Source organism: Parabacteroides sp. 20_3 (assembly GCF_964238835.1).
Classification (GTDB): Bacteria; Bacteroidota; Bacteroidia; order Bacteroidales; family Tannerellaceae; genus Parabacteroides; species Parabacteroides distasonis.
This window is the reverse complement of record NZ_CAXSNO010000006.1, coordinates 1-13,900: the sequence shown is the minus strand read 5'-3', so window position 1 is coordinate 13,900 and position 13,900 is coordinate 1. Positions and strand designations below refer to the sequence as shown.

Genomic DNA, 13,900 nt, shown 5'->3' with positions numbered 1-13,900 from the left:
ATCGGCCCTTCAGATCCCGAACAAGAACGGTAACGGTTTGCTGTCCTTGAAATCTTTGGCGGTGTTTCCGGCGTAAATCTCGCCGTCTGTGAGCGTTAGTTTCTTGATAGGTGTACCTGCCTTGAAGTCCAAGCTCTTGAAATCTACCCAAAAGATATCCGGGCTTAAAGTAGACTCGAAGTAATATACCTTATTCTTCTGGTCGGCTACCGTACGCCAGCGGGTAGAGGAGATATTCGGTTGATCCGGGGTCGTGATTCCCAGAGGTACCGATACGTTACGCATTACGCTGAATACCCCGGCTACCGCTTCCCGGAAATTACTTGTCTGCGGGATGGCGTGGATATAGAAAGAGGCACGCACGAAACGATCGGAAGCTCGGTTCGTACCCGGCAACATGACCAAGCCGCCTATCTGTTGCCAGTAATCGTTTAAGGTTAGTTGCTTATCGTATGTAGGGGAATTCGTCATGACTTGGCATTCCCGTCCCTCGTGGATAACCAAGTTCCCGTTCAGGTATTCGAAGATAGCGCTATTTCCTGAAGCGTCCGAGATCGAGAGATGCAAGGTCGATTTCGCCCCGTTCGGGAGATCCGGATCGTCGATGCGGAAGACCTCCTTGCTTAACTCGGCAACCGCCTCATCTACCGTGGCGAAATTATCGAGTACATACTGCGTCCAGATGCTAAGCCCCATAACCGGGCGGTTATCGTCCGGTCGGAAATAAGATGACTCGGTGAGGAACAATAGGTTGGCTACAAGTCCCTTCTCGTTCATGCCGTCGCACGTACCGATATCATACCCGGCGGTCACCACGCTTCCGTATTTCGAGGTCCATTGGATGGTATTATCGGATATCGCCCCCCTTCTTTGCACGCCCCGGGGGAAGAGGTAAAGGTTGGATTGCGGGTCCTCTTTCCAATCCATGGTACGTCCGGTTACGACCATATTGTCCGGCCCGAGGTAAACGGCCCTTGTACACGCCTCGCTTCCCGTAGGGTTCATGAACATGAGCAAGCCGGCGAAAAGAGAGGCCAGTGTTAAATTCTTTGATTTCATAAGATCTATATTATTAGGATAATCTATTTATGAAACAAGTGGCTTTAAGGAATGTTTAGGGATGGTTTAGAATGATATACGAGATACGGAGCCGTGTGAGTAGCCCCAATTTCGTTTTTAGGCTTTCATATCGTCGAGGATGCGGAAGCGTTGGGTATGGGAAGCCAACGATACGATTTGATCTCCTTGGACGATAAATAAGTGCGGTTTCTACTGTGATAAAAACATTTAATAACATCCTTTTTATCGGGCTTATTACCTTAAAGGCGTTATCTTTGCCCATGAATAAATAACAGTTTTGGGAGTACAAACTAAAAACAATTTGATTATGTTCTCAGGTATTGTAGAAGAAGCGGCTCAGGTAGTAGCCCTCCAATCCGATAAAGGAAACCTTCATCTGACGATGAAGTGCTCATTCGTGAATGAGCTGAAAATAGATCAGAGCGTGGCTCACAACGGCGTTTGCCTTACGGTGGTAAGCATGACGGAAGATACGTATACGGTTACCGCTATCAAGGAGACCTTGGAACGTTCGAACCTCGGGAACCTGAAAGTGGGCGATAAGGTGAACTTGGAGCGTAGCATGTTGATGAACGGCCGTCTGGACGGGCATATCGTACAGGGGCACGTGGACCAGACCGCCGTTTGTGCGGAGGTGAAGGAGGCGGACGGCAGCTGGTACTATACGTTCGAGTACGCTTTTGATAAGGAGATGGCCCGGCGGGGGTATATGACCGTGGAGAAAGGCTCCGTTTGCGTGAACGGCGTCAGCCTGACGGTATGCAACTCCCAGCAAAACAGTTTCCAAGTCGCTATCATCCCTTATACGCACGATAACACGAACTTTTGCCAGATCGAGAAAGGTACGGTAGTGAACCTAGAGTTCGATATTGTCGGGAAGTATATCAGCAAGATGATGCAGTTTAAATAAGGTTCGAAGAATTTCCTATCCATAAAAGGCTTTAGCGGTATCTGATGATCCCGGCTAGAGCCTTTTCTATCTACAGACAATCTTAATTCCGTGCGTGTACGATTAAAAACGTTTTAAGTAAATTTTCACTAACCAAAACTATCCTTGGTATGTTTATTGTTATATAATTATTATGAGAAAAATAGACTAAACATATCAGATTATGGCCTATATCGATTATTACAAGATTTTGGGGGTGAACAAGGACGCTTCTCAGGATGATATCAAGAAAGCCTATAAGAAGTTGGCTCGGCAATATCACCCTGACTTGAATCCGAACGATCCCGACGCCCATCGTAAGTTTCAGGAGATCAATGAGGCGAACGAGGTGCTTAGCGATCCGGAAAAGCGTAAGAAATACGACCAGTACGGGGAGAATTGGAAACATGCGGATGAGTTCGAGGCTCAACGGAAGCAGTACGGCCAGCAAGGTGGCGGCTTTGGCGGCGGCTTCTCGAACGGTGGAGGTACGTATTGGTCTTCCTCCGGCGATGATGGAGAGTTCTCGGATTTCTTTGAGTCTATGTTTGGTTCCCGCCGGGGTGGCGGTGGCCGTTCTAATCATGGGTTCCGTGGACAGGATTACACGGCCGAATTGCACTTATCCTTGATGGATGCGGCCAAGACACATAAGCAGGTGATCACCGTGAACGGCAAGAACCTGCGTATCACGGTTCCCGCCGGCGTAGCCAACGGGCAAACCATTAAGCTGAAAGGCCAAGGCGGGCCGGGCATGAATGGAGGCCCTGCCGGTGATTTGTACATCACGTTCATTATCCCGGACGACAGCCGTTTCAAACGGGTGGGAGACGATCTGTACCTGACTGTCCCCTTGAACCTCTATACGGCGGTCTTGGGTGGCGAGCAGATTATCGATACCTTGGATAGCAAGGTGAAACTGAAAGTAAAACCGGGTACGCAAAACAATACGAAAGTCCGGTTGAAAGGTAAGGGATTCCCTGTTTACAAGAAGGAGGGGCAGTTTGGTGACTTGATCGTCACGTACTCGATCGAGGTGCCGACCAACTTGACAGAGAAACAGAAGGAATTGTTCCGGGAAATACAAAGTCTAAATTAAAAACAGGTGTATTATGCAAACAGATTTAGTTATTGTCAGTGAATACTGCCAGAAATGCCATATAGACCCTTCGTTCATCATTTTGCTGGAAGAGGGAGGTTTGATAGACATTAATATCACGGATGGAGAGAGGTATCTCTTTTCTTCCCAGCTCCGTGATCTGGAACAATACACACGTATGTATTACGACTTGTCTATTAACATCGAGGGAATCGAGGCCATTCATCATATGCTGAACCGGATGCGGAATTTGCAGGCGGAGATACAATCGTTGAGAAACCGTCTGCATTTATATGAACCATTCGGTTTTGATATGATCGAGAATTTCTAGTGTCAAATTGCTGCTAAACAAGGCTTCACTGCCCGATAACGAAGGGCGTATGCAAACAAATTGAAAATATTTCTTGAAAATGTTTGGAAGTTTGGAATGTAATATATACCTTTGCACTCGCAATCAGGAAATGATAGCGATTATATCGCGGAGTGGAGCAGTGGTAGCTCGTTGGGCTCATAACCCAAAGGTCGTAAGTTCGAGTCTTGCCTCCGCAACAAAAGAAAGCCCTCGAGTCATTGACTTGAGGGCTTTTTCTATATTCAATCAAGCGATCGGGCGATGCGACCCCGATGGAAACGAATAATAAGCTATGCTTATTTCTTCCGTAAAGGCCCTTTGTTCTTCCAGAATCCCAATTTATAATAGATATAGGTGATTGTAAGCCCGATGCAAAGGCTGGCGCCAATGGCCCACCAGATACCGCTCCGTCCCCAGATAGAGCTAAACCAATAGGCGAGGGGAATGCGTATCAGCCAAAGACAAGTGATGCTTACTGCCATCGGGAACAGGGTATCGCCAGCTCCCCGTAATGCCCCGTTGAAGACGTTCAAGCCGCCGTGTACGATAAAGAATCCTCCCATGATCAATAAATATTCCTTGCCAATCCGGATCACTTCCGGGTCCTTGGTGAAAGCCAGCATCATCTTGTCCCCGAAAAAATAGATGGCCGTGAAGGTTGCTAGACCCAGCAATAGGTTGACAAGCATGGCGAATCGTACCCCGTCACGTACCCGGTCCAAGTGCCCAGCTCCGATGTTTTGCCCGCAGAAAGCAGCTAGCGCCCCAGAGAGGGTCAATACCGCTTGGATGATGATCGTGTCGATCTTTCCCGCTGCCCCGTAAGCGGTGAGCGTATCCGTGCCGAAACTGTTCACGATCCCCAGCAAGGCAATCAATCCGAGCGAGATGGCACATTGCTGTACGCTGGAGGGAAGCCCGATGCGGAGCCCTTCCTTGAACAGTCCCATATCGAACAATAAATCCTGTTTCTTGATAGAGAGCAGGGGATGGGTGTTGTTCACGTAGCCTAGGGCCACGCACATGCCGATCCCTTGGGCGATCACCGTAGCCCGTGCCGCCCCTTCGATCCCCCATTTGAAAACGACAATGAAGAGTAAATCCAAGGCGATATTCAAGATCGTGGTAAGCAGGATAAACAGCATGGGGCGCACGGACTCCCCGACACCCCGCAATATGGAGATAATGCTATTGAAAGTGACGAACAAGAACGTACCCCCTACATAAATCCTGAAATAAGCGACCGCCTGCGGGATCACGTCCTCCGGCGTGTTCGTCAGCCTGAACATCGGCTCGGCAAAAATAATCCCCGCTATGGACAGCAATACCCCTGCGACCAACATGAAGATAAAGAAAGATGAGAAGGCTTTTTGCACCTTATCGAACTTCTTCGCCCCGAAAAACTGCGAGATCACCACCGACGTACCGCTCCCGATACCGATCACCAGCGAGATAATAAAGTAATAGATGAAGAAGGAAGCCGATACCGCCGCCAACGACTCTTTCCCTAGAAACTGCCCGACAATGACGCTGTCGGTCACGTTATAAAGTTGTTGCAGCAGATTGCCGATCAGCAAAGGGAAAGCGAAACGCAGGATCACCTTCCATACCGCCCCACTCGTCAAATCCCTATTTCCTGTATTAATTTTCAATTCTCAATTCTCAATTTTCAATTCCCTATAGGTCTTTCAGCAGGATATTGTCGTTTGCCTTTATCATATCCTCACGTGTCTTCAGCAGGGCTTTCCATTCCTTGCTGAAAAGCTTGCTCGTGTCAATCTTGAAGTTCTCGGAGCCATACTCGTCCATGCGGGTCAGCAGGTAGCTGACCGTGATCTTATTGACATCGATCGCCGGCTGGTAGTATGCCACACGGTCGTCATTCCCGTAATTCACCTCGATGATGATGTTCAACTCCGTGAGCAGGTATAAGATCTGTGTCGTTATGCGGATAGGGATGCGGTAAGCGTCGGATAGCTCGTCGGCCGTATAGGGTTTCTCGCCTTTCACGAATCGTTTGATGATCAGCGAGGCGATCAGTAGGGTCAGGAAATCCTTGTACCGGCGGCTGATACTTTTGCTGTCCCTCTCAAAGCTGAATTTCTTCACGTTCTGGGAGGCGTACGACAGCTCTGCGCCAAACAAGCAAATCAACCAAGAAAGCTGCAACCAGAGCAACAACAAAGGCAGTGCGGCGAAACTACCGTAAATAGCGTTGTACTTGCTCACCCAAATCTGCCCGCTGATATAAATAAATTGGAACAACTGGAAGGCGCAACCAGCGATAAAGCCTGCCACCAACCCGTTCACGAACCTCACTTTCGTATTCGGCAGGGAGACGTACAGCCCCGTGAAAGCCAATGTCGTGATAATATAGGGCGCTATATGCAAGAACAACTCCATGAGCGGCGTAAAAAATAAGTATTGCCCCAAGAACGAGTTCTGCAAGGTAGACATGAAGATGGACAAACCGCTGGATGCCGTCATCAGCACCGGCAGCACGAGGAATAAGGCCAGATAATCGGATATCTTCCGGTACCACGGCCGGGATTTCTGGATCTGCCAGATATCGTTGAACGTATCCTCTACGGACGAGATCAAGTTGATCACCGTATAAAACAACAAAATCAAACCGACCCCGATGATCACTCCCCCCTGCGCCTGCGCCAGATAGCTCTCCACGAACTCGAACGCCTTGTTCAGCTCCATCTCGTGCCCGGGGAAATAATCGAACAACTCCTGCCGTACCGTCCCTTGGAAACCGAAGCCCTTAGCTATACCTAATAATACGGCCAGCAAAGGTACGATAGATAACAAGGTACTGTAGGTAAGCGCCGACGCCTTGGTTTGCAGGTTCTCGCTCTGGAAACCCCGCACGGCGAGTATGACCGTCTTGATGATATTGATATAAATCTCCTTCAGCCCACTAACTTCATTCTCGGTAATCCGCCAAATGTCGTAGGTAACGAAACGGATGGTTCGTGCTAATAATGCGCTGATCCGTTCTCCAATAGGTTTCTTTTCTTCCCGTGGCTTGTTTTTGGGCATATCGGCACATGATTTAATTGGCAAATAAAAAAGCAGTCTGCCTATAAGCCGGGTCCTGTACCTCTTTGGAAAGAGGCGCCTGCCATTTATCTTGTCTTACCGTCGCCGGTAAGCTTTAGCGGTCTACCCCCCGGCATCGGACGAGCCATCCTACATGCGCCGGTATACATGACCTTACAACCCATAAGACGTACGGCATCCCGTATCGCTACGGGACCCGGTGAGCTCTTACCTCACCTTTTCACCCTTACCGGACGAGTCCGGCGGTTATTCTCTGTTACGTTACTCTACCCTCACGGACAGCTTCCCGTTAAGAAGTATGGTGCTCTGTGTTGCCCGGACTTTCCTCACACCCGAAGGTGAGCGACAGACCGGCAGACTGCGATAGGACAAAGATAGGTATTTTAGTTGACAGTTGGCGGTCGGCGGTTGACAATTATTTTGGAGACGCATAGGAGAGATAGGATAACATTTTCTTTTTCAGCCGTAAACATATTCTGTCTCCTAGGTGTTTTTTATACGAACAGGGATTCTAGATTGCCAGTAACCGACTGTCATTTATCGATTGCCGACTGTCAGTTATCGCATGTCAACTGTCAATTCGTCTGCTGTTTAATTGTTAAAAAGGTACTTTGCAATACACAGTACTGTTAAGTGCGGTTAAGCCCTTGTGATGCCTCGTTAAAAGTGATAAAAAATACGATGGAAATGGAATATCCGCACAATTTTTGAGTTTTCTTTGCCGTAAAGAAACTGTTAAATTTAAGTGTTTAATTAAATAAGAAAAGTATGAAAAATATCTGGAAGAATGTGCTTGGTGTTGCTCTGATAGCAGCCATTAGTTCTGGTGCCGCGATCGGAACGAGTACTTACCTGATGAATAAGAATCAACGTCCGGTGGAGTTGGCCTCCGGGGTTGAGAATACCTTCAAGCAACCGTACCGATTGACGAATTATGGAACCGTGGCCGCCGAGAATATCGATTTCACTACGGCCGCCGAGAGCGCCATCCACGGGGTTGTCCATATCAAGGCCACGGCTAACGCGCAAGCCTCTAACGGGGACGGCGGTCAGCAGTATATGGACCCGTTCGAGTATTTCTTCGGCTTCGGTGGCCGTGGAGGGTTCCAACGTCCGCAACAGCAACCTCGTGTGGGCGCCGGCTCGGGTGTCATTATCTCTACGGATGGTTATATCATCACGAACAACCACGTGATCGACGGAGCCGATGAGCTGGAGGTTACCTTGAACGATAACCGGAAATTCCCGGCAAAGATTATAGGGGCTGATCCGACAACAGATATCGCCTTGATCAAGATCGAGGCAACCGACTTACCTACGATCCCCTTTGGTGATTCTGAGAAGTTGAAAGTAGGTGAGTGGGTGTTGGCGGTAGGTAACCCGTTTAACTTGACCTCTACCGTTACGGCAGGTATCGTGAGTGCTAAGAGCCGTGGTAACATCGGCGCCGGTGGCAAGGATCGTAGCAAGATCGAGTCGTTTATACAGACAGACGCCGCCGTGAACCCGGGTAACAGTGGTGGGGCGCTAGTGAACACGAAAGGCGAGTTAGTCGGTATCAATACCGCTATCTACTCCGAGACCGGTAACTTCGCCGGATACTCTTTCGCCGTGCCTATCAGCATCGCCGGTAAGGTGGCTAACGACTTGAAGCAATTCGGAACCGTGCAGCGTGCTGTATTAGGCGTATTGATACAAGACCCGCAATACGTGCCGGACGCTGAGAAAGAGAAAGTGAAAGTATTCGAGGGCGCTTACGTAGGTGGTTTCGCCGAGCGCAGCTCCGCTAAGGAAGCCGGAATCGAGAAGGGTGACGTGATTGTAGCTGTGAACGGCGTGAAGATCAAATCGTCTAGCGCTTTGCAAGAGCAGATCAGCAAATACCGTCCGGGCGACAAGGTAGAGTTGACGATCAACCGCAACGGTAGCACGAAGAAATTCACGGTAGAACTCCGTAATGCGCAAGGTAGCACCAAGGTCGTGAAGGGTGGTGACAGCGCAGAGGTTATGGGCGCAGCGTTCAAGGCTTTGAACGACGAGCAGAAACGTAAGTTAGGTGTAAGTTATGGTATCGAGGTCACCGGTCTGACCAGCGGCAAACTGAAAGACGCCGGTATAAAGAAAGGCTTCATTATCATGATTGTAAACAACCAGAAGATCTCTGCTCCGGAAGACTTGGAAAAGATTGTGGAAAGCATACTTCAAGGACGTACGGAAGATCAAGGCCTCTTCATTAAAGGCTTCTACCCGAACGGACGTACGAAGTACTATGCGATAGATCTTGCCGAATAAGATAAACAAGGACTGTAGTCTTATAGGTGTGAAAAGATTGTTAAAGGTTTTTAATTGGCTGGATGTGGGGTGCATCCAGCCAATTCTTTCAACAAAAATGGTTATCTTTGCACCCCGTATTCTCAATTAAACAAATTGAATGAGACAATTAAAGATCACAAAGTCCATTACCAACCGCGAAAGCGCTTCGCTGGATAAATATCTTCAAGAGATTGGTCGAGAAGATCTTATCACGGTAGAAGAGGAAGTGGAATTGGCACAGGCTATCAAAAGAGGAGACCGTAGGGCGTTAGAGAAATTGACCCGTGCGAATCTCCGTTTCGTCGTTTCTGTGGCTAAGCAATATCAGAACCAAGGTTTGAGTTTGCCCGACCTTATTAATGAGGGTAACTTAGGCTTGATCAAGGCTGCCGAGAAATTCGATGAGACGAGAGGTTTCAAGTTTATTTCCTATGCTGTATGGTGGATTCGCCAATCTATTCTGCAAGCTTTGGCAGAGCAGTCAAGAATCGTGCGTCTTCCGTTGAACCAAGTAGGCTCGCTGAACAAGATCAGCAAGGCCTTCTCCAAGTTCGAGCAGGAAAACGAGCGCAGACCGTCTCCAGAGGAACTTGCTGATGAGTTGGATATCCCGGTGGATAAGATTTCCGATACCTTGAAGGTGTCCGGACGTCATATTTCCGTGGATGCCCCGTTCGTGGAAGGCGAAGACAACAGCCTTTTGGATGTGCTTGTGAACGATGACGCTCCTATCGCGGACCGGTCGTTAATGAACGAGTCATTGGCTAAGGAAATTGATAGAGCGCTTGCTACACTGACCGAAAGAGAATGTGAGATAATCAAGATGTTTTTCGGTATTGGCTGTCAGGAAATGACATTGGAAGAGATTGGCGACAAATTTGGCCTCACTAGAGAGCGTGTCCGCCAGATCAAGGAAAAAGCAATCAGAAGATTAAGACAAGGAACTCGTAGCAAGCTTCTAAAATCGTATTTAGGCTAATTTAAGGAATTATTGAGTTGGCGAAGGCTCCGGTCCGAAAAGGATTGGGAGCCTTTATTTTTTTTCTTAACTTTGCCACTGGAATATAATACCATAAAAACTATATAAATGACTACAAGACGTAATTTCCTGAAAACAGGATCTATTTCCTTGGCCGGCCTGTTGGTTGGCGAGAAGGTATACTCCGCCGTGAGTACGCCCGACAATAAAAAGAGTTTTAGCACGATCGCCTCTAAGGTGACCGGCGATTACGCCAGCAAGCGCCCGGCTCCCGAGGCCCGTAAGTTTACCTCCAAGGCGGTAGAGGAGCAACTGAAGGCTTCCAAGGCCCGTATCAAGGACCCGAAGCTGGCTTGGATGTTCGAGAACTGCTACCCGAATACCTTGGACACGACCTGTGAGTTCAAGATGGTAGACGGCAAGCCGGATACGTTCGTGATCACCGGAGATATTCACGCCATGTGGTTGCGTGACTCCTCGGCGCAGGTTTACCCCTTCGTCACCTTGGCGAAGAAGGATAAGGACTTGCGGCAAATGCTGGTCGGAGCTATCAATCGCCAGACCGCCTGCATCTTGATCGATCCCTACGCTAACGGCTTCAACGAAGGCCCTACCGGGAGCGAGTGGGAGAGCGACCGCACGGAGATGAAGAAAGAGCTTCACGAGCGTAAATGGGAGATCGACTCGCTTTGCTACCCGATCCGCTTGGCGTATCATTATTGGAAAGAGATTGGCGATACCTCCGTATTCGACAACAAATGGGAGAAGGCAATGGAGGCCGTTTACCGTACCTTCCGTGAGCAACAGCGCAAGGATAGCCTCGGGCCGTACCGTTTTTCCCGTGTGACGGACCGCCAAGGCGATACCCTCTTGAACGATGGTTGGGGTAGCCCGGTGAACCCGGTGGGCCTAATCGTCTCTTCTTTCCGTCCTTCCGACGACGCTACGCTGTTCGGCTTCTTGGTACCATCGAACTTGTTCGCTATCACCTCGCTTCGCCATGTCGCGGAGATTCTTCGTGCCGTAAGAAACAACACGGATTTGGCCGGCCGTTGCGAGGCGTTGGCCAACGAGGTAGAGGAGGCCGTGAAGAAATACGCCATCGTAGAGCATCCGGAATTCGGTAAGGTATACGCCTTCGAGGTGGATGGCTACGGCAGCCGTGTTTTCATGGACGACGCTAACGTACCGAGCTTGCTGGCTTTGCCGTTCTTGGGTTGCGTGGACGTGAACGACCCGGTTTACCAGAATACCCGTCGCTTGGTGCTGAGCCCTTCCAACCCTTACTTCTTCAAGGGAAAGGCCGGCGAGGGCATCGGCGGTCCGCATATCGGTTTCAACTATATCTGGCCGATGAGCTTGATCATGCGTGCTACGACTTCCAACGACGAGAAGGAGATCCGGTATTGCATAGAGACGCTTCGTGATACGGACGGAGGCACGGGCTTCATGCACGAGTCTTTCCATAAGGACAATCCTTCCGATTACACCCGCTCGTGGTTCGCTTGGACGAATACTCTGTTTGGCGAGTTGATCGTGAAGCTGCAATCCGAAGGCAAGCTGAAAGACCTCCTCGGCTAATATCACCAAGGTTAATATCACCAATTGTAGAGACGGGACATGCCCCGTCTCTACAAGTCTGTAGCTGAGTGTATTTAGGCAAAATCAATCAAAACAACATAAATCTAAGCGGAATACATGAAAACAAATCAACTATTCATTCTGACAGGTCTGGCGGCGATAGCCTCCACCTCCTGTAGCCAAAAAGAGAATACGTCCGGGCAGCCCGCCAAGCCCATGAATATCCTTTACATCATGACGGACGATCACTCCTTCCAAACCATCAGCGCCTACGACAAGCGATACATCCAAACCCCCAACATCGACCGCATCGCAAACGAGGGCGTACGTTTCACCAATAGCTTCGTAGCCAACTCCATCAGTGGCCCCATCCGTGCCTGCATGCTGACCGGCAAGCACAGCCACAAGAACGGCTTCATCGATAACGCCCATACCTTCGACGGCTCGCAGCAGACCTTCCCGAAGCTATTGCGTAAAGCTGGCTACCAAACCGCCATGATCGGTAAATGGCACCTCACCTCCGATCCCACCGGTTTCGATTACTGGAACATCCTCGTAGGCCAAGGCGATTACTATAACCCCATCTTCATCGATAACGGCGAGAAGCGTCAGATCGAAGGGTACGCCACGAACATCACGACCGATCTGGCTCTTGATTGGCTGGACAATAAACGAGACAAGAGCAAGCCTTTCTGCCTCCTGCTGCACCATAAGGCCCCGCACCGTACTTGGATGCCCGATACCTGCGACCTGCGTCTTTACGACGATGTGACCTTCCCGCTGCCCGAGAACTTCTACGACGATTACGCCGGCCGCATCGCCGCCTCGGAGCAGGAGATGAGCATCATCAAGGATATGGATATCGTATACGACTTGAAAATGGCCGATAAGGAGAACGAGATCCATTCCTCCAACGCCGATCTGGAGAAGTACGGCCGTGAGCTTTATAACCGCATGAATCCGGACCAGAAAGCCGCTTGGGACGCCTATTACGATCCGATCATCCAAGACTTCAAGGCGAAGAAACGCACGGGTAAGGAGCTGGCTGAGTGGAAATACCAGCGTTATATGCACGATTACCTTCGGGTGATCCATTCCGTGGATCGGAACATCGGTATCGTGCTCGATTATCTGGAGAAGAACGATTTGCTGGATAACACGTTGATCGTCTACACCTCCGACCAAGGCTTCTACATGGGCGAGCATGGCTGGTTCGACAAGCGCTTCATGTATGAGGAATCCTTCCGCACCCCGTTGCTGATGCGTCTGCCGGGTGGCAAGAAGGGTGATATCCCGCAGCTCGTGCAGAATATTGATTACGCCCCCACTTTTTTGGAACTGGCCGGAGCCCCCATCCCAGCCGACATCCAAGGCGAGTCCTTGCTTCCCTTGCTGAAAGGCGAGCGGCCGGAGAACTGGCGTAACTCCCTTTACTATCATTACTACGAGTATCCCGCCGAGCATTCCGTGAAGCGTCATTACGGCGTACGTGACGATCGTTATAAATTGATCCATTTCTACAACGACATCGACGTATGGGAGCTTTACGACCTCCAAGAAGATCCCCACGAGATGAATAACCTTTACGGTAAGCCCAGTTACGAGGCAGTGATGAAACGCATGCGAGACGAGCTTTATAAGCTGCAAAAACAATATGATGACCCTGTGGGAATACGCTTCAATGTGTCGGACTGATGAGAGCGGACATTCGTGTTCTGTTATCAGATTTTTTAATTAGTTGTGGATTAAGGTGCATAAAGGACTTGGAACTTGGGGGATGAGAAGTTGAGTCTTTGCGCTTGATGACTTAGCTCTTTGCGCTCTTTGATTTAAGTCATTGGCTCGAAGGAATTAAGTCTATCGTATGGCTCTTCTTTGCTTATGCGTGTATCGAATTAAAAAATGACTATAGGCAGGTTTCAAGTTTCAAGGTTTCATGAAACCTTTTTCTTCACACACACGATGCGTACATTATATAGGTTTCAAATAAATCCCTTTATGTTTGTTATGCGGGATGGATAGCCTCGAAGAACTTGCGTAGCCACGACATGATGTTTTTACCCGAGGCGGACGGAGCGATCATGAGGAACTGTATTATATGTACTTGTGCGTGTGTGAGGAAAAGGGGTTCGTGAAACCTTGAAACTTGAAACCTATTTCCATGCCCATCCAGATATTGTCAACATCAGTACAGATAAATATATGTGCCTTTATCGTGTGCGTACATTAAAAGTAAGGATTGTTGAGCCATGAGAAAAAACTTGAAAAATAATGCCGAAAATGTTTGGAGGTTATGTTTTATAGCGTTACTTTTGCACCCGCATTCGAGAGAGAACGCCGGTACAAAATGATGAAACAAACTTTTAGAAAAAAAGTTCCGAAATAATTTGGAAGTTTAAAATAAAAGTCCTTATCTTTGCAGCCACGTTCGCAAAACGAAAGCGACAAAAGAGTTCTTTGAGAGATTTACATAATTCAACAAGTAGTACAAGTATTAGG

10 protein-coding genes, 1 tRNA gene and 1 other RNA gene are annotated in these 13,900 nt (G+C 48.9%); 8 read left to right on the top strand and 4 right to left on the bottom strand.

The annotated features are described in order from the left end of the window. Nucleotides 1–9 precede the first annotated feature (9 nt). Nucleotides 10–1,011: a linear amide C-N hydrolase gene (locus ACESPU_RS13020; RefSeq protein ID WP_369799703.1), complete on the bottom strand. Its 1,002-nt coding sequence runs from the start codon at nt 1,009–1,011 to the stop codon at nt 10–12. Nucleotides 1,012–1,387: 376 nt separating this feature from the next. Here ACESPU_RS13020 and ACESPU_RS13015 point away from each other — a divergent pair, with 376 nt between their 5' ends. The 4 genes from ACESPU_RS13015 (at nt 1,388) to ACESPU_RS13000 (ending at nt 3,656) form a co-directional block, all read left to right on the top strand. Further along, nucleotides 1,388–1,990, top strand: a complete 603-nt coding sequence (locus ACESPU_RS13015; protein WP_057329461.1) for a riboflavin synthase — start codon at nt 1,388–1,390, stop codon at nt 1,988–1,990. 202 nt (nt 1,991–2,192) lie between these two features. Continuing rightward, nucleotides 2,193–3,107: a DnaJ C-terminal domain-containing protein gene (locus tag ACESPU_RS13010; protein WP_008773998.1), complete on the top strand. Its 915-nt coding sequence runs from the start codon at nt 2,193–2,195 to the stop codon at nt 3,105–3,107. A gap of 13 nt (nt 3,108–3,120) precedes the next feature. Then, entirely contained in the window at nt 3,121–3,438 is a 318-nt protein-coding gene (locus tag ACESPU_RS13005) for a chaperone modulator CbpM (protein ID WP_158532933.1), read from the top strand. Between the two features lie 146 nt (nt 3,439–3,584). Then, nucleotides 3,585–3,656: transfer RNA gene (locus ACESPU_RS13000), tRNA-Met, on the top strand. Nucleotides 3,657–3,755: 99 nt separating this feature from the next. Here the strand turns inward: ACESPU_RS13000 and ACESPU_RS12995 are convergent. The 3 genes from ACESPU_RS12995 to rnpB form a co-directional block, all read right to left on the bottom strand. Continuing rightward, nucleotides 3,756–5,111, bottom strand: coding sequence for an MATE family efflux transporter (locus ACESPU_RS12995; RefSeq protein ID WP_122378843.1), 1,356 nt, complete (start codon nt 5,109–5,111; stop codon nt 3,756–3,758). A gap of 25 nt (nt 5,112–5,136) precedes the next feature. Then, nucleotides 5,137–6,507, bottom strand: a complete 1,371-nt coding sequence (locus ACESPU_RS12990) for a YihY/virulence factor BrkB family protein (protein ID WP_036612322.1) — start codon at nt 6,505–6,507, stop codon at nt 5,137–5,139. 28 nt (nt 6,508–6,535) lie between these two features. Then, an RNA gene (gene rnpB / locus ACESPU_RS12985) (RNase P RNA component class A) lies at nt 6,536–6,890 on the bottom strand. 406 nt (nt 6,891–7,296) lie between these two features. Between rnpB and ACESPU_RS12980 the strand changes: the two genes are divergently transcribed. The 4 genes from ACESPU_RS12980 (at nt 7,297) to ACESPU_RS12965 (ending at nt 13,096) form a co-directional block, all read left to right on the top strand. Further along, on the top strand, nt 7,297–8,820 hold the full coding sequence (locus tag ACESPU_RS12980) for a Do family serine endopeptidase (RefSeq protein WP_005866098.1): 1,524 nt from the start codon (nt 7,297–7,299) through the stop codon (nt 8,818–8,820). Nucleotides 8,821–8,959: 139 nt separating this feature from the next. Continuing rightward, nucleotides 8,960–9,820 carry an RNA polymerase sigma factor RpoD/SigA gene (locus ACESPU_RS12975; protein WP_005641668.1) on the top strand — a complete coding sequence of 287 codons (861 nt, stop codon included), beginning with the start codon at nt 8,960–8,962 and terminating at the stop codon, nt 9,818–9,820. A gap of 108 nt (nt 9,821–9,928) precedes the next feature. Beyond that, entirely contained in the window at nt 9,929–11,401 is a 1,473-nt protein-coding gene (locus ACESPU_RS12970) for a glycoside hydrolase family 125 protein (RefSeq protein ID WP_005866100.1), read from the top strand. Nucleotides 11,402–11,518: 117 nt separating this feature from the next. Further along, nucleotides 11,519–13,096, top strand: a complete 1,578-nt coding sequence (locus tag ACESPU_RS12965) for a sulfatase (protein WP_195284122.1) — start codon at nt 11,519–11,521, stop codon at nt 13,094–13,096. Nucleotides 13,097–13,900: the final 804 nt, after the last annotated feature.